The sequence below is a fragment of the Niallia alba genome, from assembly GCF_012933555.1.
Lineage (GTDB): Bacteria > Bacillota > Bacilli > Bacillales > Cytobacillaceae > Niallia > Niallia alba.
This window is the reverse complement of the sequence record NZ_JABBPK010000001.1, coordinates 3,747,974-3,772,545: the sequence shown is the minus strand read 5'-3', so window position 1 is coordinate 3,772,545 and position 24,572 is coordinate 3,747,974. Positions and strand designations below refer to the sequence as shown.

23 protein-coding genes, 1 riboswitch and 1 other annotated feature are annotated in these 24,572 nt (G+C 35.2%); of the genes, 17 read left to right on the top strand and 6 right to left on the bottom strand.

Annotation, left to right across the window (positions count from 1 at the left end; all coding sequences use genetic code 11):
- Positions 1 to 256: 256 nt before the first annotated feature.
- Positions 257 to 1,027: a sulfite exporter TauE/SafE family protein gene (locus HHU08_RS18020; protein WP_169188992.1), complete on the top strand. Its 771-nt coding sequence runs from the start codon at positions 257 to 259 to the stop codon at positions 1,025 to 1,027.
- An 80-nt stretch (positions 1,028 to 1,107) separates the two neighbouring features.
- On the opposite strand, the gene HHU08_RS18015 is transcribed toward HHU08_RS18020, so the two are convergent.
- On the bottom strand, positions 1,108 to 1,365 hold the full coding sequence (locus HHU08_RS18015) for a DUF6154 family protein (RefSeq protein WP_016202871.1): 258 nt from the start codon (positions 1,363 to 1,365) through the stop codon (positions 1,108 to 1,110).
- A gap of 517 nt (positions 1,366 to 1,882) precedes the next feature.
- Between HHU08_RS18015 and ytkD the strand changes: the two genes are divergently transcribed.
- The 5 genes from ytkD (at position 1,883) to asnB (ending at position 7,458) form a co-directional block, all read left to right on the top strand.
- Positions 1,883 to 2,365, top strand: coding sequence for an RNA deprotection pyrophosphohydrolase (gene ytkD, locus HHU08_RS18010; protein WP_016202870.1), 483 nt, complete (start codon positions 1,883 to 1,885; stop codon positions 2,363 to 2,365).
- 30 nt (positions 2,366 to 2,395) lie between these two features.
- The gene (locus HHU08_RS18005; RefSeq protein ID WP_016202869.1) at positions 2,396 to 3,187 is read left to right on the top strand and encodes an alpha/beta hydrolase family protein; all 792 of its coding nucleotides are present in this window, start codon (positions 2,396 to 2,398) and stop codon (positions 3,185 to 3,187) included.
- A 30-nt stretch (positions 3,188 to 3,217) separates the two neighbouring features.
- Positions 3,218 to 3,460, top strand: a complete 243-nt coding sequence (locus HHU08_RS18000) for a DUF2584 domain-containing protein (RefSeq protein ID WP_016202868.1) — start codon at positions 3,218 to 3,220, stop codon at positions 3,458 to 3,460.
- Positions 3,461 to 3,529: 69 nt separating this feature from the next.
- Positions 3,530 to 3,690: riboswitch (SAM riboswitch) on the top strand.
- 316 nt (positions 3,691 to 4,006) lie between these two features.
- Entirely contained in the window at positions 4,007 to 5,206 is a 1,200-nt protein-coding gene (gene metK, locus HHU08_RS17995) for a methionine adenosyltransferase (RefSeq protein WP_016202867.1), read from the top strand.
- A gap of 350 nt (positions 5,207 to 5,556) precedes the next feature.
- On the top strand, positions 5,557 to 7,458 hold the full coding sequence (asnB, locus tag HHU08_RS17990) for an asparagine synthase (glutamine-hydrolyzing) (RefSeq protein ID WP_169188991.1): 1,902 nt from the start codon (positions 5,557 to 5,559) through the stop codon (positions 7,456 to 7,458).
- Here the strand turns inward: asnB and HHU08_RS17985 are convergent.
- Positions 7,448 to 8,299 carry a C39 family peptidase gene (locus HHU08_RS17985; protein ID WP_016202865.1) on the bottom strand — a complete coding sequence of 284 codons (852 nt, stop codon included), beginning with the start codon at positions 8,297 to 8,299 and terminating at the stop codon, positions 7,448 to 7,450. The two genes, asnB and HHU08_RS17985, sit on opposite strands and share 11 nt — an antisense overlap.
- A gap of 407 nt (positions 8,300 to 8,706) precedes the next feature.
- Here HHU08_RS17985 and HHU08_RS17980 point away from each other — a divergent pair, with 407 nt between their 5' ends.
- The gene (locus HHU08_RS17980; protein ID WP_016202864.1) at positions 8,707 to 9,510 is read left to right on the top strand and encodes an alpha/beta hydrolase; all 804 of its coding nucleotides are present in this window, start codon (positions 8,707 to 8,709) and stop codon (positions 9,508 to 9,510) included.
- Between the two features lie 14 nt (positions 9,511 to 9,524).
- A complete protein-coding gene (locus tag HHU08_RS17975; RefSeq protein WP_169188990.1) occupies positions 9,525 to 10,619 on the top strand; it encodes a tetraprenyl-beta-curcumene synthase family protein in 1,095 nt (364 codons plus the stop codon).
- Between the two features lie 201 nt (positions 10,620 to 10,820).
- Here the strand turns inward: HHU08_RS17975 and HHU08_RS17970 are convergent, their stop codons facing one another.
- Positions 10,821 to 11,393 carry a class I SAM-dependent methyltransferase gene (locus tag HHU08_RS17970; RefSeq protein WP_016202862.1) on the bottom strand — a complete coding sequence of 191 codons (573 nt, stop codon included), beginning with the start codon at positions 11,391 to 11,393 and terminating at the stop codon, positions 10,821 to 10,823.
- Positions 11,390 to 12,355 (bottom strand): TIGR01212 family radical SAM protein, encoded by a 966-nt coding sequence (locus HHU08_RS17965; protein WP_016202861.1) that lies wholly within the window; start codon positions 12,353 to 12,355, stop codon positions 11,390 to 11,392. Before HHU08_RS17965 ends, HHU08_RS17970 begins: the two co-directional genes overlap by 4 nt.
- Positions 12,356 to 12,561: 206 nt before the next feature.
- Between HHU08_RS17965 and HHU08_RS17960 the strand changes: the two genes are divergently transcribed.
- Positions 12,562 to 12,825 (top strand): YtzC family protein, encoded by a 264-nt coding sequence (locus HHU08_RS17960; RefSeq protein ID WP_016202860.1) that lies wholly within the window; start codon positions 12,562 to 12,564, stop codon positions 12,823 to 12,825.
- Positions 12,826 to 12,840: 15 nt separating this feature from the next.
- Complete coding sequence (locus HHU08_RS17955) at positions 12,841 to 13,005, top strand: hypothetical protein (RefSeq protein WP_016202859.1); 165 nt, start codon at positions 12,841 to 12,843, stop codon at positions 13,003 to 13,005.
- Positions 13,006 to 13,054: 49 nt separating this feature from the next.
- Here HHU08_RS17955 and HHU08_RS17950 read toward each other — a convergent pair whose 3' ends face one another.
- Positions 13,055 to 14,260, bottom strand: coding sequence for an MDR family MFS transporter (locus HHU08_RS17950; RefSeq protein ID WP_169188989.1), 1,206 nt, complete (start codon positions 14,258 to 14,260; stop codon positions 13,055 to 13,057).
- A gap of 236 nt (positions 14,261 to 14,496) precedes the next feature.
- Here HHU08_RS17950 and HHU08_RS17945 point away from each other — a divergent pair, with 236 nt between their 5' ends.
- From HHU08_RS17945 to HHU08_RS17925, 5 genes are all read left to right on the top strand, one after another.
- Positions 14,497 to 15,072, top strand: coding sequence for a histidine phosphatase family protein (locus HHU08_RS17945; RefSeq protein WP_016202857.1), 576 nt, complete (start codon positions 14,497 to 14,499; stop codon positions 15,070 to 15,072).
- A 27-nt stretch (positions 15,073 to 15,099) separates the two neighbouring features.
- Positions 15,100 to 16,266, top strand: coding sequence for an amidase (locus tag HHU08_RS17940; RefSeq protein ID WP_169188988.1), 1,167 nt, complete (start codon positions 15,100 to 15,102; stop codon positions 16,264 to 16,266).
- A 121-nt stretch (positions 16,267 to 16,387) separates the two neighbouring features.
- Positions 16,388 to 16,613 (top strand) — a binding site (T-box leader).
- 54 nt (positions 16,614 to 16,667) lie between these two features.
- Entirely contained in the window at positions 16,668 to 19,088 is a 2,421-nt protein-coding gene (gene leuS, locus HHU08_RS17935; protein WP_169188987.1) for a leucine--tRNA ligase, read from the top strand.
- Between the two features lie 141 nt (positions 19,089 to 19,229).
- Positions 19,230 to 19,535, top strand: a complete 306-nt coding sequence (locus tag HHU08_RS17930; RefSeq protein WP_016202854.1) for a rhodanese-like domain-containing protein — start codon at positions 19,230 to 19,232, stop codon at positions 19,533 to 19,535.
- A gap of 410 nt (positions 19,536 to 19,945) precedes the next feature.
- Positions 19,946 to 20,128, top strand: coding sequence for a sporulation protein Cse60 (locus HHU08_RS17925; protein WP_016202853.1), 183 nt, complete (start codon positions 19,946 to 19,948; stop codon positions 20,126 to 20,128).
- 411 nt (positions 20,129 to 20,539) lie between these two features.
- Here the strand turns inward: HHU08_RS17925 and HHU08_RS17920 are convergent, their stop codons facing one another.
- Positions 20,540 to 21,808 (bottom strand): BaiN/RdsA family NAD(P)/FAD-dependent oxidoreductase, encoded by a 1,269-nt coding sequence (locus HHU08_RS17920; RefSeq protein ID WP_016202852.1) that lies wholly within the window; start codon positions 21,806 to 21,808, stop codon positions 20,540 to 20,542.
- Positions 21,809 to 22,106: 298 nt separating this feature from the next.
- On the opposite strand from HHU08_RS17920, the gene HHU08_RS17915 reads away from it, so the two are divergent.
- On the top strand, positions 22,107 to 23,732 hold the full coding sequence (locus tag HHU08_RS17915) for a putative polysaccharide biosynthesis protein (protein WP_101730622.1): 1,626 nt from the start codon (positions 22,107 to 22,109) through the stop codon (positions 23,730 to 23,732).
- A 50-nt stretch (positions 23,733 to 23,782) separates the two neighbouring features.
- On the top strand, positions 23,783 to 24,523 hold the full coding sequence (locus tag HHU08_RS17910; RefSeq protein WP_101730623.1) for a pseudouridine synthase: 741 nt from the start codon (positions 23,783 to 23,785) through the stop codon (positions 24,521 to 24,523).
- Positions 24,524 to 24,572: the final 49 nt, after the last annotated feature.

Genomic DNA, 24,572 nt, shown 5'->3' with positions numbered 1-24,572 from the left:
TCAATCGAAAAAAAGAATTAGTTGAAAAATGGAACAGCCCGAATACACGAAGACTCCACGGGGATTAGCGAGACAGCCTGAGACCCCGGAGGCTTAATAAGCTTAGCCCCATGGAAAGCGAAGTGTGTTCCGGCTGCGGATAATCGCAACAAGCTTTACGAAAACAGCCAACTTTAAAATGCCTACCCAAGTATTAGCCTTGAGGGTATCCTACTACCTAAATGAAAATTGCCGTTAGGGTAAGGAGTATTTTTTTATGGAAGAAATAAATCTTGGAATGCTACTTTTTTTAATTGGCGCTGGTTTTATTGCTGCATTTATTGATTCTGTTGTGGGAGGTGGTGGACTTATTTCATTGCCTGCTCTTTTATTTACCGGACTGCCGCCACAAATTGCACTAGGAACAAATAAGCTTGCTTCAACTATGGGATCATTGACTAGCTCGATCTCTTTTATAAGACATGGGAAAACGGATAAAAAGTTGCTATTAAAACTCTTGCCTCTTTCCATTATTGGTTCCGCAATCGGAGTTTATGTAGTGCAAAAAATACCATCGGAAGCTTTGAAGCCGTTAATTCTTGTTGCTTTAATCATGGTGACTATTTATACACTTACGAAAAAAGAGTGGGGAATAAATTCTACATACAATGGAATGACAAAAAAGAAGCTTTTGTTTGCTCAATTTATTGTACCATTAATAGGGTTCTATGATGGTTTTTTAGGGGGAGGAACTGGCTCTTTCTTTTTATTTTCTTTTCTCCTTATGGGATTTGATTTTGTAGAATCTGCGGGCAATGCGAAAGTCCTTAACTTTGGAAGTAATCTGACAGCACTGATTGTTTTTTTATGTTATGATTCTGTGTATTATTTATATGGAATAGTAATGGGAGTTGCGATGATTTTAGGGGCATATATTGGCTCTAGAGTTGCCATTGCAAAAGGCTCTAATTATGTAAAAATATTATTTGTACTCGTATCTGCTACATTGATTGGCAAAAATTTATTTGATTATTTAACAAATCGATAATAAAAAGGCTGTTTGAGAACTTGATTTCCTAATGGGAGGGGCATTATTCTCAAGCAGCCTTTTTTATATTGAGAAAAAAACTAATGTAAATTTCGGTGGGGGAAAATTGGGTTATTAGGCTTTCTGTAATCTTCACTTGCAAACTTTCCTTTTAAGCTTTCGATTAAATAAAGACCCATTAAATCATATAATTCTTGTTCATTTAATTCCTGAATGATATGTAATAAATCTTCTCTACTCATTTCTTCTAAAAAAGCAAAGGCAAGCATATCGATATCTTCTTCGTCACCAGTTAATTTATTTTTATATAAGTTATATAGTTCATCTATAATTTTCATCATTTTATCCTCCTAGTTCAGTCTATCTTAAAATGTAACCGTTTTATTTACCCGTATTATATATGATAACATCTTATTATTGCTAGCTATTATGTGAACATTATGTTAAAGAATAACTAATATCGTTGGAATTTTTAATCTCCTGTACGAAAAAAACGGCATATGAGTTTACTATTTATATAAGGAGATTTTTTAAAAAAACTTATAGATAATACGGAACAGCCTGAATACCTAGACGCCACGGGGATTAGCGAGACACTTGAGAAGTGATATATAAGGAAGCTTAAGCGTAGCCCCATGGAAAGTAAAGTGTATTCTGATTGCAAGTAATAGCAGCAAATTTTACGAAAACATCCTTTATAAAAAATATACCCTATTTTAGAGGAAAAAACTCCAGTTTTATTGGTAGTCTTTGCTATGATAATAATAGCCATCAAAAAATGAGCTTGAAAAAGCATGTTATTTCGCTTTAGTATGCAAGCTACCTATATTAATAATACATAATAATGGAGAAGGTATGGAAATATTTTATGATCAGAACAAAAATTTAGTGAAACTTTCTTTAAAAAAAATTGAATGGAACCAAGAAGCTAAACATGTATTGGTTATCTGTCAATATAAGAATCAATGGTTATTAACAAATCATAAGGTCCGTGGATTAGAGTTTCCAGGTGGGAAAAGAGAAATAAGCGAAACGACTACTCAAACAGCCCATAGAGAAGTCATGGAGGAAACAGGAGGAATCATTGATAGGCTACATTGGATAGCAGCCTATCAGGTCTTTGGAGAAAAACCCTTTGTGAAAGATGTTTTTTTTGCAAAAATAAATCAATTGAATGAGAAAGATGATTACCTAGAGACAGATGGTCCGGTTTTAATTACTGGAGATATAATAAAACTGCGCTGGCATGAGTCTTTTAGTTTTATTATGAAGGATGATGTCATTAAATATTGTCTGACTTATATTCAAAATGAATTATTAAAAGAAAAGAAGGGGTAATATAGGAAAAAAGGCAAAGGAGAATTTGATATGCAGAACGGTGATATAATAGAGAAAATGCGATTTCCCTCTCCTAATCCTTCCATTGATTTGTTTTTGGTTACTTATTATGTTAATGGATTACGAGTCAAAGGGATGCTTGCTACTCCTAATGATGGGAATAATTATGATGGCTTTCTTTATTTAAGGGGAGGCATTAAAAATGTCGGGAAAGTTCGTCCAGGGAGAATCATCCAATTTGCATCTGAGGGCTTTGTCGTTTTTGCCCCGTTTTACCGGGGGAACCAGGGTGGTGATGGCAATGAAGATTTTGCAGGAGAAGATAAGTACGATGCTATAGGAGCATTTACATTGCTGAAGAATTTGCCAAATGTGAACGATGTCCATGTTTTTGGTTTTTCAAGAGGAGGGGTAATGGCTTTATTTGTAGGGATTTATTGTCCTGTAAAATCAATTGTAACATGGGGCGGCGTCAGTGACATGTTCTTAACCTACGAGGAGCGCGAGGATTTACGCCGAATGATGAAAAGAGTAATAGGTGGAACTCCTTCTAAGTATCCAGATAGATATGAAGAACGAACGCCACTTTATCAATTGGAACAAATAAATGCCCCTACTCTTATTATTCATGGCCAATTAGATAAAAATGTTTCCGTTGATCATAGTCTTCGGTTAGAAGAAAAATTAAAGCAACTTGGAAAAGAAGTAGAAACATGGTATTTTCCGGCGTTTACTCATTACTTTCCTCCAGCAACAAATCGAAAAGTTGTCACCTCTTTGTCTAGCTGGATGAAAAAACAAACGGAAAAGATGGTAAAATAAAAGAAAAGAGTAAGAGAAGGGGAATGTGAAATGGGCATGCCGTTAGAGTTAAATACAATGATTGTAACAAAAGGGAAAGAAATAAGGTTAGAAGAGAACTTATTTCTTTTAGAAAAAGAAAACTATCGTTTATATCCGATGAATATCCCATTAGAGGTAAGAAGAACAAAAGAAGCGGAAGTATCTGGGATTGCGACTATAGAAAAATTAGAATGGGAAAATGACAAGACATCGATTACTTATAAACTTATTGCATTAAATTCAACAAATTAATTCAAGAAAGTGAAAAATGATTGACATGCATTGATAGATTGAGCTATCATTTTACCTTGAACGGATACTCTCTTATCCTGAGCTGGTGGAGGGACTGGCCCGATGAAACCCAGCAACCTACTATGTGAAGAAAATTACTGAACCATTTTATGTTTACATGAGATGGAACGGACATTCTCTTAGGAAAGGTGCTAACCTGAAGCAAGGAAATATTCCTTGAACGATAAGAGTGAAAGGTGCGAATTGATTTTACTAGGAGCCTTTTCACTATTGAAAAGGTTTTTTGTGTAAAATGAATTAATTATCTTTTATAAAAATGTATATTTTTAGATGTGTGTTTTTATTAGAAACGATAATCTTCGTTACATATATTATATTTATAAACATTTTTTCGGTTTTACATATAATAAAGCACGGAATTGACTTCGGATAAAAACGCCATTTTTACTTCATACTATCTAGGGAATGAGTACCGTATCAAGATAAGGTTAAGGAGTGTAGGAAGAAACCTCGCTCTACTTTTTTCTAAAATAAGGAGGAAATCAGATGTCAACAAAACGTCGCTTGTTTACTTCTGAATCGGTAACTGAAGGTCACCCAGATAAAATTTGTGATCAAATTTCAGATGCTATTTTGGACGCTATATTGGCTAAAGATGCTAATGCAAGAGTTGCTGCTGAAACTTCTGTAACAACAGGTCTAGTACTCGTTGCAGGTGAAATAACTACTTCTACGTATGTAGATATTCCGAAAATTGTTCGTGAGACAATTAAAGAAATTGGATATACACGTGCGAAGTATGGCTTTGATGCAGAAACTAGTGCAGTATTAACTTCTATTGATGAGCAATCCGCTGATATCGCATTAGGGGTAGACCAGGCTCTAGAAGCTCGTGAAGGTAAGATGACGGATGAAGAAATAGAGGCAATCGGTGCTGGAGATCAAGGCTTAATGTTCGGATTTGCATGTAATGAAACAAAGGAATTAATGCCATTACCAATTTCATTAGCACATAAACTATCTAGAAGACTAGCAGAGGCTAGAAAAGAAGAAATCTTGCCTTATCTACGTCCAGATGGAAAAACACAAGTAACAGTCGAATATGATGAAAATAATAAACCAGTTCGCGTTGATACAATCGTAATAAGCACACAACATCACCCAGAAGTGACTTTAGAGCAGATTCAACGAAATATTAAAGAATATGTAATTAAGCCTGTTGTGCCAGCTGAATTAATTGATGAAAACACAAAATATTTTATCAACCCAACAGGACGCTTTGTTATTGGAGGTCCACAAGGAGACGCGGGATTAACTGGTCGTAAAATCATCGTTGATACATATGGTGGATATGCACGACATGGTGGCGGAGCATTTTCTGGTAAGGATCCTACAAAAGTGGATCGTTCTGCAGCATATGCAGCGCGTTATGTAGCAAAGAATATCGTAGCGGCAGGATTAGCTGATAAAGTTGAAGTGCAATTAGCTTATGCAATAGGAGTAGCACAGCCAGTATCTATTTCTGTTGATACTTTTGGAACAGGAATTGTTTCAGAAGACAAACTAGTAGAAGCTGTACGGGAAAACTTTGATCTTCGTCCAGCTGGCATTATTAACATGCTTGATCTTCGTAAACCAATATACAGACAAACAGCTGCTTACGGGCATTTTGGCCGTACTGATATTGATTTACCATGGGAGCGTACAGATAGAGCAGAGTTGATAAAAAAAGCGGTAGAAGCTTAGAAATTTTTATTGATAAACAAACTGTACAAAAAAGTTTAATTTTAAAAGAAAGAAGTTACCGGAAAGTGTAACTTCTTTCTTTTTTTTTCGTCTAATACTTGATGATGGACTAGAGTTTTCGCATGTAATGAAAATGTAGGATTGAAATGCTAATAACTAATTATAAATTTGCATTTTTTTATGTTAAAATAGAAGACTAAGTGAAGATTTTATGAAACTTATTACCTATTAACATATTTTCTATTTAGGAGTATAGTAAAAATTTAATTATGGTTCAATGATTAGGCCAATGAGTTGGTTATAGATGTCCTAATACATCTAGGAAAAGAAATGGAGAAGGTGAGAGCAATATGTGTGGTTTTGTTGGCTGTGTACATGAAAAAGCACAAAACTTTCAAGAAGAACAAAAAGAACTATTTGCAGGAATGAATCGTGTTATAACACATAGAGGTCCTGACGATGAAGGATATTATTATGATAGCCATATTCAATTTGGTTTTCGTCGATTAAGTATTATAGACATTGAAAGTGGGCATCAGCCTTTAACATATGAAAATGAACGTTATTGGATAATCTTTAACGGAGAAGTATATAACTATTTAGAAATTAGAGAAGAGTTAGTAAAGGCAGGATTAACCTTCCAAACAAATTCTGATACCGAAGTAATTATTGCTTTATATAGTCATGAAAAGGAAAAAGCGGTAGAAAAACTTCGTGGTATGTTTTCTTTTATTATTTGGGATAAACAGGAAGAGACATTATATGGAGCTCGTGACCCATTTGGAATTAAACCATTTTTCTATTTAGAAGATGGAGAGAAAACATATTTTGCTTCCGAGAAGAAAAGCATTGCATTGGCTTTAGAAAGTGATGTTATTAACTATAGTTCTCTGCAACATTATTTAACATATCAATTTGTACCAGAGCCTTATACGATGTCAGAGGGAATTAAAAAACTAGAGCCAGGCCATTATTTTACAAAGAAAATCGGAAAACCAATGGACATTAAACGTTATTGGAGAGCATCTTTTAAGCCTGTTGTTAAACAAGAGGACGAGTATGCAAAAGAAATTAAAGATGTACTTTTCGATAGTGTGAAAATGCATATGAGAAGTGATGTTCCTGTTGGATCCTTCCTGTCAGGTGGAATCGATTCATCGATTATTGCGAGTATTGCCAAGGAATTCCATCCTAGCATTAAAACATTTTCTGTTGGTTTTGAACATAATGGATTTAGTGAAATTGATGTTGCAAAAGAAACAGCTGATAAATTAGGGCTTGAAAACATAAGCTATGTTATTTCTCCTCAAGAGTACATGAACGAAATTCCGAGAATTATGTGGCATATGGATGATCCTTTAGCAGATCCAGCATGTGTACCACTATATTTTGTTGCACGCGAAGCTAGAAAACATGTTACAGTTGTTCTTTCTGGAGAAGGTGCAGATGAATTATTTGGTGGATATAATATTTATCGTGAACCACAATCTTTAGAAGTATTTAATAAGATTCCGAATGTTGGGAAAAAATTATTGAGTGCTGTAGCTAATATTCTTCCAGAAGGAGTAAAAGGAAAAAGTTTTATCGAGCGTGGAGTCACGCCGATGGAAGAAAGATATATTGGAAATGCGAAAATGTTCTCTGAGTTAGAAAAAGAAAAATTACTTTCTGTCTATAACAAGGGTTTGCATTATAGAGATATAACTACACCTCTATATGATGAAAGCAGAGGCTATGATCCTGTTGATCGCATGCAATTTATTGATATCCACACTTGGATGCGAGGAGATATTTTACTAAAAGCAGATAAGATGACGATGGCGCATTCCTTAGAATTACGTGTTCCATTTTTAGATAAAGAGGTATTTAAAGTTGCGTCTAAAATTCCAACTTCTCTTAAAACTGCAAATGGTACAACTAAATATATTTTACGTAAAGCAGCAGAGTCTTTTGTTCCAGAACATGTATTAAACCGTAAAAAACTAGGGTTCCCTGTTCCGATTCGTCACTGGTTAAAAGATGAAATGAATGAATGGGCGAAAAATATTATAAAAGAGAGTGACACAGATCACTTATTAAATAAATCAGTTGTACTACAGTTATTAGAGGATCATTGTCAAGGTAAAGCAGATAATAGCCGTAAAATATGGACAGTCTTAATGTTTATGGTATGGCATAGTGTTTATATCGAAAAAAAATATTCCTTCGAAAAGGAATATTTAAAAGAGGGCAAGGTAGCAATTAAGAATTAATCGTAATTGCTTGACTTCCCATTTGCACCCAGGATTCTTCAAAATCCGTGATGGGTGCTTTTTTATTTTTTTCTCCAGTAAGTGGATCATTAAAGTAAATATATGTTTCATCATAGCCTGTAATAAGTACAGAATGCTCAGAATAAGTAATCTTTACCGTTCCACTTGGAGTATGCCAAGTACGGAATTCACTATCTGGTAATTTTTTGAATGTTGAATTAGTAATCACCCAAACAGGACGATTGTTCGATAAATGATTTTTTATTTCTTCAAAATCAGATCCGGTAAAATCAATGATGGAACCTGGTAGGTATTTTTCAGCTAATGCAGCAATAGGTTTATGATAGACACCTAACCCAGGACCACTTAAGGAGTACATATCCCCGATAAATCCATCATTAGGATTTCCATAATAGATTTTGCCGTTTTCTCTACTATATGGAGTAGTGTCCTTCTTTATTTGCTTTGCCAGTGTCATTTTATCGACATCAATATCTGCATATTGAAGCAACATCGCAAGACTTGTTACTTCGCAGCCTCTTGGGAGATCGGGTAACTGATTAATAATGGGAGCATCTAACAAAACAGATTCCTTTAATAAATTTGTTTCCTCTTTTACTGATAAGAGTGCTTTTCGTGTATTTTGCGTAGCAACCTCTTTTGCATGGACGATTGCTTCAAAGTCATTTCTATTAATAAGTAAAAAACTAACAGCAATCATAGCGAATATCGTAAATAAATAGATACTTTTAACAATAGTATTTAATGTTTTTCTTACTAATAAATATAATAAGAAAAACAAAGTAATCAATGAAGTTATTAATATTGTATTTGTTTCCATCTTTTCTCACCTAATTATTTCTATATTAAATTTTATCGGTTTAAAGAAAAATTCCTTTAGGGAATATAAAAGTTGTAACAAAATTTTCATAATCCTTATGGTCAACTTTCTGTTATCGATAATGAAACAGTTCTTCTCTTTCCCTATAATTCGACAAACGAAACCTAATTCACAGTATAACATGATTTTTTATGATATGGTTAGGTTTGCTTCAATAGATACATTTCCGAAATATTTGCTATAATTGAAGTAATTTTAGATAATAATAAAAAAGCTAATCTTCGTCTACTCGTATTTAATGATTAATTTACAGGACAAATCTTTATTTTTCCTTAATAATTTGATGTTTTGTTTAAAAAGGGTCAGAAAACCAACATAGACTTGATAAATGGGATGGAGGAGCTTTTATGTGGAAATGGGAAGCTGAGGGAAACGCGAAGGCTGTCATCGTTATTGTTCATGGAGCAATGGAGCACCATGGAAGATATGGCTGGCTTATTGAAATGTTTCGATTAGCTGGTTTTCATGTTGTAATGGGAGATCTTCCAGGACAGGGAATGACAACTAGAGCTGATCGAGGTCATATTGATTCGTTTAGTGAATATACGATAGAAATTAAAGATTGGATACAAGCAGCATATCAATTTGATTTGCCTATTTTTTTATTAGGGCATAGTATGGGAGGGCTTGCATCTATTAGACTTCTCCAGCAGGAAAAATTAAAAATTGCCGGGCTTATTTTATCCTCTCCTTGCTTAGGGCTAGTAAAATATCCTTCAAGGATGATGAGTTTAATATCTCTTCTTTTAAATAAAGTAGCACCAAGGGTTAGAGTTAACTCGGGTTTAACGGTTGATGTCGCAACTCGTAATGCAGAAGTACGAGAAATTGATTCGAATGATACTTTATACATAACAAAAGTGTCAATCAGATGGTATCGAGAATTGGTTGTTGCAACAAAGAATGCTTTTGAAGATATAGCCAAAACACAGGACTTGCCACTACTGCTTATGCAAGGCGGTGGAGATTTAGTAGTAGATAAAAAAATGGTAAAGACCTGGTTCAATATGGTACCATTATCTGAAAAGAGATATAAAGAATGGCCTGAGTTTTATCATGAAATTTTTAATGAACCAGACAGAGAAGAAGTGTTTGAATACACGAAGGATTTTATCAATAGTCAATTGAAAGCAATTGGTTATATCGTATAAGTGAGGTTTTTTAAATGTCAGTTCCAAAGATGCCACTAACATTAATGTCTAAAGTTTACTTAAAAGTTTTTCCAGTCGTACATCAGGAATTAAATTACTGGACACAAAGAGCACAGAACATTCCCAATTCAGAATTAAGAAAGCAAGCATTAGCTAGTATTAAGAGTAAAACATTTCATTGTGAAGGTGGCTCTATCATGGCTCTAATTGCCATGAGCAAATACAAAGAAGTAATTAAATTTATTGTAGCCTACCAAACGATAAGTGATTATTTAGATAATCTCTGTGATCGAAGCACATCTCTTGATCCGAAAGATTTTTCCGCTTTGCATGAATCAATGGAGCATGCTTTAACAGTAGGGGCTGAGCCAAGTAACTACTATCGTTATCGCGAGGACCAAGATGATGGGGGTTACTTATATGATCTTGCCAAAACATGTAGGGATATACTGAATAAGTTAGAGAATTATAGCAGTATTAAAGAACAGCTCCTGGAACTATGCCGATATTATTGTGATTTACAGATACATAAACATGTGATTATGGAAGAGCGCATTCCTAGATTGAAGTTTTGGTTTGAGAAAAATAAAAATCACGTACCGAAAATGGAGTGGTATGAATTTTCTGCTTGCTCTGGTTCTACATTAGGGATATTCTGTTTGGTTTCATATGCCTTTCGTGATGATTTTGATGATTCTTATCCAGCTTTAATTCGAGATGGTTATTTTCCATATATTCAAGGACTTCATATTCTGTTAGACTATTTTATTGATCAAGAAGAAGATAAAATAGGTGGGGATTTGAATTTTTGCTTTTATTATGAAAATGAAGAAGAACTATTTAATCGCTTAAAGCATTTTGTAACAGAAGCAGATCGACATACGAATAAACTTCCTCATCAAAAATTTCATAAATTGATTAATAGAGGATTATTAGGCGTGTATTTATCCGATGAAAAGGTATATAAACAGCGAAATATACGTAAACTTGCCAAAAATATGATTAGAACTTCTGGACCTATAGGTTATTTTTTCTATTTAAATGGAAGAGCCTATAGAAAGTTCCAGAAGGTAGTTCCTGCAAGTGCATTAAGAGCGTTAAGTAAATAAATGAAGCTTAGTTAGGTTAGGCAAACACCTTTTTCAAGGATAGTTTGTCTAATTTTTTGTTTTACGGAAGGGGAATTTATTTTTAGAAAGGAATAGAATAAGGGATATATTTTAGAATAAAGAGATATGATCCAACACAGAATAAAATCATTATCAAACAAGGCATGTAATTTCTGCCCTGTTTGATAAGTATGGTGAAATTCATCTTTTTTCAATCGCGATAATAAAAGGTGGATTATTAATCCCATTTATAAATTGGTAGCGTAGCACATGGGCTTTTTGCTGATCAATATTTTCCACATACGCTATAAGCTTATCCCGTTCGATAGCACCTTCTGGATGCCCGTGATAAATAACTAATACAATAACTCCTTCTTTAGACAGGATTTGTAATAGCTGTTCAATGGCGGCAATGGTTGTTTCCGCTTTTGTTACAATAGATTTATCTCCACCAGGCAAGTAGCCTAAGTTGAAAATAGCTCCTGAAACCTTCCCATGATAAGTGGAAGGGACAATTTCCATGATATGTTCATGTCCACACAAATGAAGAGATACAATATCTTGTAGTTTTTGACTCGTGAGTTTTTCTTTTGTGGCATGTAAAGCATCCTTTTGGATATCAAAGCTAAATACTTTCCCATTATCACCCACAAGAGTTGCTAAAAAAACGGTATCATGTCCATTTCCCATTGTAGCATCGATCGCAATTTCTCCGTTCGAAACAGCTTTTCCTAATAATTGATGGGCAAATGGAATGACTCTGTCTAGCTTCATTGTGTCACCTTCTTATTTGCCTGATAATATTTTCCTTGCCAACTATTGCGGCTTTTTAATTCTGCATCAATTTTATTTAATACTTCCCATTTATTAACACTCCACATTGGCCCAACCATCAATTCAATTGGTCCATCACCTGTAATGCGATGAATAATCATGTCTGGTGGTAAAATTTCTAACTGATCACAAACTAATGATATATATTGATCAAGGGTTAAAAATTCAAGCATGCCTTTTTCATATTGCTTTACCATTGGAGTGCCTTTTAATAGATGTAGTAAGTGAATCTTTATTCCCTGTACATCTAATTCACTGACGCTTTTAGCTGTTTCCATCATCATTTCATTTGTTTCCATTGGCAGTCCATTAATAATATGGGAGCAAATACGAATGTTATGTTTTCTGAGCTTATTAACGCCTTCGACATATGTTTGAAAATCATGTGCTCGATTAATAAGTGTTGCTGTTTTTTCATGGACTGTCTGAAGACCAAGTTCAACCCATAAATAAGTACGTTCATTTAGTTCCGCCAGATACTCGACAACGTCATCTGGTAAGCAATCTGGACGAGTTGCAATCGAAAGACCAACGACGTTTTCCTGTTTAAGAACTACTTCGTATTTTTCACGTAATACATCTACTGGTGCGTGTGTATTTGTATAGGCTTGGAAATAGGCCATATATTTTCCGTCTTTCCATTTCGTATGCATCTTATTTTTTATATCATGGAATTGTTGCTCTAGGCTGTCAGCACGATTGCCGGCAAAATCTCCCGAACCAGCTGCACTGCAAAAGGTGCAGCCGCCATGAGCGACCGTACCGTCTCTGTTTGGGCAATCAAATCCTCCATCTAATGCAATTTTGAAAACTTTGTGTCCAAACTCGTTACGAAGATGATAATTCCAAGTATGGTATCTTTTATTATCAGAAGCATATGGGAATGGGTTATTCTGATTCATATCAGTGTAACCTCCTCAATAATTTAGATTCTTTTTTTGTTTAATTTCATTAATTCCACCTATGAATTTTAACATGACTATTGTCTTTATCCAACAGAATTTCAAGATTAGTTAAGAAAAGGAAGTCATAGTTGCAAGGAATAAACAGATACTATTGTTGAAGCAATCTGCTTCTAACTTGAAACGATTGTTGGGAGGGTTATTATTTGGCTACACGCGATTCTATGAGTGAATTATTACAAAGATGTAATGAAGTTATTAATTATGCAGAACAGCAATATGAAGCAGGAAGACGTCAAGAACATTATAATGAAACGGAATATACAGATGCTCAAATGCAGTTAGAAACTATCTATAATGAATTGCACACGATGGATCAGAGTGCAAATCAACAGCAACGAGAAGAGTTGCATCGAATGAGGTTGCTTGTGGAGCAAATGCAAAATCAAATGACATTAAGATTGCATTAAGGAGGATCCTAAAATATGGATAAACGTTCAAAGCAAAATAATCCTGAACAAAAAACACGCAATGGCATCAACAATCAGGATTTAGAATTGGGGAAAGATGTTGATTTAGTAAAAGCAGCCAAGAAAAAGTATGAGCAATCTGGTGGTCAACCAGCTAAATCAAAAACAAGACAAGAATAACTATGGCAAAAAGAATGTCCCAGCCGTTGTATCAGTTGGGACATTCATATTAATTTGTTTTAGGAGCTAATTTAGCAGCTTCTTTCGTTGGATAATCATAGAAAAATGCAGTAAGTAAGCTAATGACAAGTAAGACCACTAAAACAGGTACGAGCAATGTCATACCACTACTATCGACAAGCATTCCTCCAAGAAGAGGTCCAATCATTCTTCCTCCCGTTGCCGTACTGTTCACGATTCCTTGGAAAAAGCCTTCTTTTCCTTTAGGAGCTAATTTATCAGCAATCGTTGGTACAGCTGGCCAAATAAGCATTTCACCAATAGTTAAAATGATCATTGCCACAAGAAAGCCAGTAAACAATTCTGCTTTTCCAACAATAAGGAAGGAAAGAATAAAAATACCGATCCCGATAAGCATTTGTTTCTTTATTGAAGTACATATTTTTTTTGTGAAAAAAGAAATTAATGGTTGGCCGAACACAATGAGTCCACCATTAACTGCCCATAATAAACTATATTGCGTTAAAGGAATACCTAACTCTTGCGTATGAGTAGAGATAGTGGCTTGCCATTGGACATAGCAGATCCAGCATAATAAATAACCAAATCCTAAAATGCCAAGCGAATACATAGCCGGGCTTCCTTTTAATAAGTGCTTTCCTTTTCTTTTAGGTACTTTCACATTTGAAGACGGAAGGATATCCGCTTTTACTTGAATGTTTTTATAACTGAAGAAAGCGATAAGGAAAAATACCCCATACATTAGGGTGTTTGACAAGAAGATTAATTGAAACGAGTGTGAGGCGATGAAACCGCCGATGGCTGATCCAAGTGCCACACCAACGTTTTGTGCAACATAAATACTATTGAAGGATTTTCTTCCCCCTTCAGGCCAAACATTTCCCGCCATTGCATACATGCTAGGATAAATAATACCTGATCCAAACCCAGATAAAGTGAAAAAGGTACAGTAAGCACCCCAATTATGAAAAAGAGTAAGGCCTAGTAAAGAGAAGGTAGTTAGCGTGATACCTAATAATATAGATAGATACCCACCTAACTTATCGTAAAGAATGCCTCCGATTAAATTACCGATCACACTTGCTCCAGAATTGAGCATAAGGATAAAACCTGCAACCGTTAGTGTCTTCCCTAAATGCTCATGAATGTAAATACTATTTAAAGGCCAGAGTAAGGAAGAACCAGTAACGTTTACTGCCATTCCGATAACTAAAAGCCAAAGTGAACGAGGCATATTGATGCTCCTTTGCAACTTTATTCTAAATACCAAAAATAAGTGTAGTTGCTTTTAAGCAAAGCTGCAATAGAAGAGTATCTATTTTTCTATAGGCGGAATTTTCTGATAGAATGAAGAGATTTATTCTAAATTCCAATTAGTTTAAATGTTGAATTTGTTTGAAAAATAAGTCTTTTTCTAATAAAGTAGATATAACTCTAAATTTTAGCATAATGCGTAGAAAGGACTAAATGATGACAAAAATATGTTTAATAAGACATGGGGAAACAGATTGGAACGCAATGGGGAAAATTCAAGGAAAAACGGATATTCCTTTAAATGAAAATGGAACGAGGCAGGCACAGCAATGCCGAGATTATTTAAAGGATTCAAATTGGGATATCATCGTCACAAGTCCTCTTAAAAGGGCAAAACAAACAGCGTTCATTATTAATGAAGCGTTACAACTACAGGTTGTAGAAATGGCTGAATTTATGGAGCGCAGTTTTGGCGATGCAGAAGGGAAAACGAGAGAAGAAAGAGCGATTCTATATCCAGATCAACAGTATCCAAATCAGGAATCAAGAGAGGAATTAGTAAATAGAATTATGAATGGTCTAGAAAAAATTCTAGTTCAGTTTCTAGACCAAAAAGTATTACTAGTTGCACATGGTGCAGTTATACATACCTTATTAACAGTAGTTTCAGAAGATCAACTTTCGATTGAAAAATACTTATCGAATGCTTGTATCAGTAATATTCACTTTAAAGAAAAGAAATGGGTAGTAGAAGATTATAATTTGGTCGATCATCTGGTGGAAATAAATTAATAAGATGACAAGGGGATGGCTTAAAAAATGAGTGATTTCGGTGCATATATGGATAGAAATATTTCATTGGAACCTACGCAAAAAGGGAGTTTAGATGGGCTGACATTTGCGGTTAAAGATGTATTTGCTATTAAAGATTATGTACCTTCTGCAGGAAATCCTGATTGGCTTCATAGCCATAAACCTGCTAATGAAACAGCACCAGCCATTATTAGCCTGTTGAATAATGGTGCCACGCTAAAAGGAACCACTATTACAGATGAACTGATGTATAGCTTAAATGGAGAAAATTATCATTATGGTACTCCTATTAATCCTAGGGACCCGAGTCGAATTCCAGGTGGCTCTTCTTGCGGTTCTGCTGTCACGGTCGGAGCTAAATTGACCGATTTTTCCTTAGGAACGGATACAGGAGGTTCGGTAAGAATTCCATCTTCTTATTGTGGAATATATGGTATTCGTCCCTCTCATGGAGTAGTTAATATAGACGGGGTAATTCCTCTTGCAAAAAGCTTTGATACCGTCGGTTGGATGACTCAAACAGCGGAAATGCTTATGAAAGTTGGGGATGTGCTTCTTCCTCCTCAAGAGAATGGCTCTTTTTCACGGTTTATAATGGGAAAGGATGCTTGGGCACTGGCTGATGAAGAGGTTAAGAAAGCCTTACTTCCTTTATTGGAAAAATTAGAGAAGTCTGTGCCAAGTTATTCAACTACTATCATTGCAGAAGAAGGGCTTCAGAAGTGGGCAGAGGTTTTTCGCATGCTCCAAGGAAGAGAAATTTGGCAAGAACATGGAGCATGGATCCAAAGGGTAAATCCAACGTTTGGGCCAGGGATAGCAGAGAGATTCCGGTGGGCTAGTACTTTGAAAGAGGAAGACATAGCACAATATCAGCAGAAGAGACGTATAATTCAACAAAGAATGGAGAAACTGCTTGAAGATGATGGAATTTTAATTATTCCAACAGCACCAGGGATAGCACCGCTTATAAACCTTCCTACTCGTGAGTTAGAAGTAAGAAGAAACCAAACATTCCAGTTATGTTGTATGGCGGGGTTAACTGGCTTTCCTCAAGTGAATCTACCATTGACCACATTAAATGGAATACCAGTTGGTCTTTCCTTTATAGCTGGTAGAAATCAAGATAGAAAATTGCTTCGATTGGTTTCTGAATGGACGGAGAAATGGTAATAGCGGAACATTAAATAGCAGTAGACATATAATATAGAAAGTAGAGAAGATCAGATAGTTGGTCAATCTGAAAACTACTTGCAACATGCATCAAAATACAATACAATAAAAATCATATAAGTAATCAACACAGATAAGGAATAGTAAAGATGCCCTTTTGAAACGAAGAGAACTGACGGGTGGTGCAAGTCAGTCAAAAACATCTTGAACTCACCTTTGAGTTGCAAGTGTGAACTTTTAGTAATGCTTGCCGTACACCTGCGTTAAAGGATAATGAAGCGAGTGATTTATTCACTAATTGTGGGTGGTACCGCGGGAGATTATACATAATGCCTCTCGTCCCTATTTGGGATGAGAGGCTTTTTATTTTGGTAAAAACAACTTTATAGGAGGATTTTAAGATGAGCTTTAATCATCAGAAAATAGAACAGAAATGGCAAAAGTTTTGGGAAGAAAACAAAACTTTTAAAACAAGTGAAGAAAAAAGCAAGAAAAAGTTTTATGCACTAGATATGTTCCCATATCCATCCGGTGCGGGACTTCATGTTGGACATCCAGAAGGATATACAGCAACAGATATTCTTTCTCGTATGAAGAGAATGCAGGATTTTAATGTCCTTCATCCAATGGGGTGGGATGCATTTGGATTGCCAGCAGAGCAATATGCATTAGATACTGGTAATCATCCAGCAGAATTTACCCAGAAAAATATTGATACATTCCGTCGTCAAATTAAATCGTTAGGTTTTTCTTATGATTGGGATCGTGAAATTAACACAACAGATCCTGAGTACTATAAGTGGACACAATGGATTTTTCTAAAGCTTCATGAAATGGGCTTAGCATATGTCGATGAAGTAGCAGTTAACTGGTGCCCAGCATTAGGAACTGTTCTAGCAAACGAGGAAGTTATTGATGGGAAAAGTGAACGTGGCGGACATCCTGTTGAAAGACGCCCAATGCGTCAATGGGTACTAAAAATAACAGAGTATGCTGATCGTTTATTAGAAGATTTAGATGAAGTAGATTGGCCAGAAAGTATTAAAGAAATGCAACGTAATTGGATTGGTCGTTCAGAAGGAGCAGAAGTAACCTTCCAAATTGACAATCATAAAGAAAAATTTACTGTATTTACAACAAGACCTGATACATTATTTGGTGCTACTTATGCGGTACTAGCACCAGAGCATGCGCTTGTAGAAACAATTACAACTGCAGAACAAAAGTCTGCAGTAGAAGCATACTTAGAAAAAATTAAAAGCAAAAGCGATTTAGAAAGAACGGACTTGGCAAAAGAAAAAACAGGTGTATTTACAGGTGCTTACGCAATAAATCCAGCTAATGGTGAAAAAATGCCAATTTGGATTGCTGATTATGTCCTTGTAAGCTATGGTACAGGAAGCATTATGGCTGTTCCTGCCCATGATGAAAGAGACTATGAGTTTGCGAAAACATTTAATTTACCAATTAAAGAAGTAGTAGCTGGCGGAAATGTAGAAGCAGAAGTCTATACTGGTGACGGTGAACATGTCAACTCTGATTTCTTAAATGGTTTAAATAAAGAAGAAGCTATTAGCAAAATGATTAGCTGGTTAGAAGAGAAAGAAATTGGAACGAAAAAAATAACTTACAGATTACGAGACTGGTTATTTAGTCGTCAACGTTACTGGGGAGAACCAATACCGATTATTCATTGGGAAGATGGCACAATGACAGGTGTACCGGAAGAAGAATTGCCATTAACACTTCCGGAAACATCAGAAATTAAACCATCGGGAACTGGTGAATCTCCATTAGCAAATATTTCGGAATGGGTAAATGTTGTAGACCCTGTCACTGGCAAGAAGGGCAGACGTGAAACAAATACAATGCCACAATGGGCTGGAAGCAGCTGGTACTATTTACGCTATATCGATCCAAAAAATAATGAGCAAATTGCAGATCCTGAAAAAATAAAAGAATGGCTTCCAGTCGATATGTATATTGGTGGAGTAGAACATGCTGTATTGCATCTTCTATATGCACGCTTCTGGCATAAAGTGCTTTATGATTTAGGAGTTGTCCCAACGAAAGAACCATTCCAAAAATTATTTAACCAAGGAATGATTCTAGGTGAAAATAATGAAAAAATGAGTAAATCAAAAGGAAATGTTGTTAATCCAGATGAAATTGTAGCTAGCCATGGTGCAGATACACTTCGTTTATATGAAATGTTCATGGGACCATTAGATGCTGCGATCGCATGGTCAACAAATGGTCTAGATGGTTCAAGAAGATTCCTTGATCGTATTTGGAGATTGTTGGTGGAGGATGATGGAAAGCTAGCATCAAAAGTTCAAGATATAGAGGAAATGAAGGTTTTAGATAAAATTTACCATCAAACAGTGAAAAAAGTGACAGAGGACTTTGAAGCACTTCGTTTTAATACAGCAATTTCGCAAATGATGGTATTTATCAATGAATGCTATAAAGCCGATAGTATACCAAAGAAATATGTAGAAGGATTTGTGAAATTACTTTCACCAATTTGCCCGCATATTACAGAAGAACTATGGCAAATCATAACTGGTTCTAATCAATCAATTGCTTATGAAGCATGGCCTGCGTATGATGAAGCAAAATTGGTGGATGATGAAATAGAAATTGTGATTCAGATTAACGGAAAAGTAAAAGCGAAATTAATGGTTCCAGCAGATGCAAACAAAGATGCGTTGGAGCAAATTGCTATGGAAGACAGCCAAGTAAAAGAACAAATTGACGGCAAGCAAATACGCAAAGTAATTGCGGTTCCAGGTAAATTAGTTAATATCGTTGCAAATTAAAAAAGGGGGGAGGCTGTCCATTTGGCAGCCTCATCTTTATGTAATGTGGGCAGACTAATTGCATATTCCATAAAATTAAACTATATTACAATGAGATATTACTATATGTACTGTACAAAAAGGTGATAACGGAGGGATACGATGGATACAATTAAAACAATAACAACAGAAGAACTAGAGAAAAAGCTAAATAACCAGGAAAAGCTAGAATTAGTGGATGTCCGTGAAGACGAAGAAGTAGCAGAAGGAATCATCCCAGGAGCAAAGCATATACCAATGAATACCATCCCTGAAAACCTAGATTATTTCTCAAAAGAAAAAGAATATATTTTTATTTGCCGTTCCGGCAGAAGAAGCGAAAACGTATGTTACTACTTACAAGACCAAGGGTTTAAAGTAGTTAATATGGAAGGCGGCATGCTAGATTGGCATGGTAAAACAGTATAAAACTAGCAGTTTATAGCAATTTAAAAGAAGCTCAAAGAATGAAGATTCTAATTTTCCTTATCTTTGAGTTTTTTTATATGGCTGTTTTTTCGTTTTTAAAGAAGGCTGTTTTCTAAAGGATTGTTGTTTTTTAATAGAAAAAAAAGAATTAGTTGGAAAAATGGAGCAGCCGGAATACACGTAGACTAATGTGGGATTAGCGAGACAGCCTGAGACCCCGGAGGCGAAGCTGAGGAGGCTTAAGCTTAGCCCCACGGAAAGCGAAGTGTATTCCGGCTGCGGATAATAGCAACAAACTTTACGAAAACAGCCAAAAAGAAAGTTAAAAAACATCCAATGTAATTGATTGAATAGTAAGAATTTTGTCTATCCTTTACTTATAGGGTACAAAACAATAGGGAGAGAAAAATATGATAAAAGTGAAGCTATTTGATCAAGAGCATGAGAAAGATCTAGAGCTACAGATGAATAAATTTTTACAGAAAATAGATGAGAAAAAACTAATAGATATAAAATATAACGTGGCAGCGATGCAAGAGGATGAAGAGGAACAAATCTACTGCTTTTCCTCTATGATCATTTATAGAACATAAGAAGCTGGGACATAAGTATTTTCAACCAAATAACCCCGAAAAAGATTATACGTACATGCTAAGAAAAGTTCGTATGATTGTTTGGGGTTTTATTCATTTTAAGAAAGAAGGTTTGTGGTGATCACCCGCAACTTGAATACACTTCGCTTTCCATGGGGCGAGCGCCAAGCCTCCTCGTTCCTGCGGGGTCTTGGACTTTCTCGCAGCTCCCATAGGAGTCTACGTGTATTCAGGCTGCTTCGTTTTTCTTACTAATTATATTTTCTTTTAAAAAAATGATGGAACGAAACAACATTTAAAAACGAAGTGAAATGGAGTGTCTGTAGCGTAATGGAACGAGTTGGTTTCGCTACTAAATGAGAGATTGTTCGTCTTTATCTATTATATATTTTGTTCTGTCCCAGCCTTTCCTTAAACATTTTTAGCAACAAGAGCAGCATTCACACCAGCTAGCCTACCTGTAACAAAAGCGGAAGTAATATTGTATCCTCCAGTATATCCATGAATATCTAGTATTTCCCCACAAAAGAATAAACCTTCCATCAATTTTGATTCCATTGTTTTAGGGGCAATTTCCTTAATAGACACACCACCACCTGTAACAAACGCCTTTTCTAACGGTAACGTTCCGTTAACATTAAAGGTGAATGCTTTACATAGAGCAACAAACTGTTTTATTTTATCTGGAGAAACAGTTGCACATGTTTCTGCTGGATCAATAGTTGCTAATTCCAATAAATATAGTAAAAATCGTTCGACCAAAAGACCTTTTAATGTGTTTTTAATTGCTTTTTTTGGTTCAGCCTTTAATGTAGCCATTATATCTTGAAAAAGCAGTTCTTCTTTCGTATCAGGGAAAGAGTCAATAGAGACCTTCACTTCAGATGAATTCCATTTTTTCTGTGCTTTTACAACAAATTGGCTGCAACGTAAAACAGCTGGTCCACTTATTCCGAAGTGGGTAAAAATCATATCCATTTGATGGGTAATGATTGGTTTTCCTTTTGGATTAAGCACACTCAATCCTACATTTCTTAATGAAACCCCTTGTAAGGTTTTATTTTGAATAAATGCTTCTTTAGAAGTGACTGGTACTTCTGTTGGGAAAAGTTCTGTAATAGTGTGGCCTGCTTTTTTAGCCCAAGCATAGCCATCTCCTGTAGAACCAGTATGAGGAACAGACTTTCCACCGACCGCGATAATAAGTGATTTACATGTTATTGATTCTCCATTTTGTAAAATCACTGTTTTCGAGTTATTTTCATGATAGTTAACTGTCTTAACAGGGGAATTTGTTTGAATAGTTACACCTAATTTGTCTAATTCACTTAATAAAGCATCTACGACTGATTGTGCCTTATTAGAAACTGGAAACATTCTGCCATGATCTTCTTCTTTTAAAGCAATACCAAGATTTTCAAAGTAAGTGATAATATCTTCGTTGCTAAATTCGGAAAACCCACTGTATAGAAAACGTCCGTTTCCAGGGATATGTTTAATGATTTCCTCTATTGGCAGCCGATTTGTTACATTACAGCGACCGCCTCCTGAAATAGCCAATTTGCGGCCAAGCTTATTTCCTTTATCAATAAGTAATACCTTTGTCTTTTGCTCCGCTGCTCCAATTGCAGCCATTAATCCTGATGGTCCTCCACCGATCACGATTACATCATATTGCATATTACATCCTACTTTCTTGAAGAAGTTTCATTTTTCTTTGTTATTTTTTGTTCCATAGATGAAAGGAATGTGTGGTTTAAGCTGCTTCTAGATTGCTTATTTCATCCTAAATCTAGCATCTAGTGGTAACTTGTCCTTTTAAAAGTAGCGTTTCTATTTAAGAAAGGGTAAACTACTAATAGTGTGTTAAAAAATGTTCATATTTACTTGTGATCGAATATATTTTATTACCTGTTTTCGTGGTAAAATACTTACTTATGTAACGTTTTAAGAGAGCTTCGTTTAAGGAAGGGATTTTATGTCATCAAAATTGCTTAAAGGCACATTTATTTTAACACTTGGGACAATTATATCCAAAGCGTTAGGATTATTTTATGTTATACCATTTAATATGATTGTTGGAAAACAAGGAACCGTGTTATATCAATATTCTTATGTAGCTTATACTATTGTCATAAGTATTGCAACAGCTGGTATTCCATTAGCTGTAAGCAAATTTATCTCGAAATATAATGCAATGGGAGAATATAAAGTTGGGAGAAGGCTATTTAAATCAGGATTAATGATAATGTTAGCAAGTGGGGTACTATCTTTTCTAGCTTTATATGCAGTAGCACCTTTTCTTGCTGAAATTATTATCACAGATGATGATTTAACTTCAACTGTTGGTCAGGTAACAACTGTCATTCGTGCAGTAAGCTTCGCGTTAATTGTTGTTCCATTTATGAGCTTAATCAGAGGGTTTTTTCAAGGGCACGATGCGATGGCTCCTTCTGCTGTGTCTCAAGTCATCGAGCAGATTGTTCGAATTGTTTTCTTGCTTGGTGGCTCGGCAATCGTTCTATACGTGTTAAATGGCAAGCTCATAACAGCAGTCAGTATTTCCGTTTTTGCTGCATTTGTTGGTGCAATTGGCGGCTTAGCTGTGCTTTTATTGTATTGGCGAAAAAGTAAAGGTGAGTATGATGACCTTTTATTAAACGATCGAGGTACGCAAACAGAGCTTCCTTTACGTTCTATGTATAAAGAAATAATCTTGTCAGCAGCTCCATTTGTATTTGTGGGATTAGCTAATCCATTATTTCAATTAGTAGATACCGTTACCTTCAACCGAGCAATGAGTAGTATCGGATTAACTGCTATTTCTGAAACAGCTCTAAATATTTTTAATTACCAAACACATAAAATTATTATTATTCCAGTATCACTAGCAACAGGATTTTCGATGGCGTTAATTCCGATGATTACTAGAGCTTTTATAAAAGATGATCAGTCTGATTTAACAACAAACTTAAATCAAACTTTCCAAGTTTTATTATTTATTACTTTACCTGCGTGTATTGGTCTTTCTGTTCTTGCTGAACCTGTTTACCGCCTGTTTTATGGAACAGAAGATATTCTAATGGGGGCAGAAGTATTAAAACTATATGCTCCAGTTGCGATTCTTTTTTCTCTTTACCCGGTAACAGCCTCCATCCTACAAGGATTAAATGAGCAGCGCTTTACGATACTAAGTTTATTGGTAGGTATTTTAATTAAATTAAGTTTAAATATGCCATTTATTGAAAGATGGGAAACAAATGGTGCTATCCTTGCGACTACTTTAGGATACACGGTATCTATCTTAATCAATTTAGGGGTAATCAAAGCATATGCTAATTATTCCTTTAAAATTGTTATTCGAAGAAGTATTTTAATTGTCGGATTTTCGATTATGATGTATATCGTGACAACGACCGTATATCGATTGCTTGAATTATTCTTATCTACCGAGTCTGTATTCGCTTCTCTTCTAATGGTTGTGATTGTAGCAGTTTTAGGTATTCTAGTTTATGTTTATTTAGCTTTCCGCTCAAAATTAATCTATCGCTTATTTGGAGATCAAGCGCGACGACTAAAGCAAAAACTAAAACTTCCGTTTTAATTTAGTACTCTTTTTAAAAGAAATGAAAAGAAGGATAGGGTTGAGTTTACATGCGAATTGATAAAATGCTCGCTAATTTGGGCTATGGGAGTAGAAAAGAAGTGAAAATGCTCCTCAAAAATAAAGCAGTCAAAGTAAATGATGAAGTAATAAAAGATGCAAAATTTCAAGTCGATCCAGAAAAAGATGAAGTATCTTTATATAATGAAATCATTGAATATAAAGAGTTTATATATTTAATGATGAATAAACCGCCAGGACTTATTTCCGCAACAGAGGATACAAGAGAAGAAACGGTGATAGATATTTTGCAAATAGAAGACTCTGTGTATAATCCATTTCCTGTTGGTAGATTGGATAAAGATACGGAAGGGTTGCTTCTCTTAACGAATGATGGGAAATTAGCACATCAACTACTATCGCCGAAAAAGCATGTCCCTAAAACCTATTTTGCCGTAATAAGAGGAGAGGTGGGAGAAGGCGATATTGCAGCATTTAAAAAAGGCGTTGTTTTAGATGATGGATATCTTACGAAGCCTGGAGATCTGGTTATTTTGAAAGCGGGAGAAACCTCTGATATTGAGTTAACGATTTCAGAGGGGAAATTTCATCAAGTAAAAAGAATGTTTGAAAGTGTTGGAAAAAAGGTCATTTATTTAAAACGGATTTCAATGGGACCGTTGGAACTCGATGAATCACTAGAATTAGGAGAATATCGGGAGTTAACAGAAGAGGAAGTAGAATTATTAAAAAACTATCAAGTTAATAGTAATATTAGTGAAAACCATTAAAATTTCACACAACAAAAACCTCACTAAGGCCTTTTAGCGTAAGTTTAAA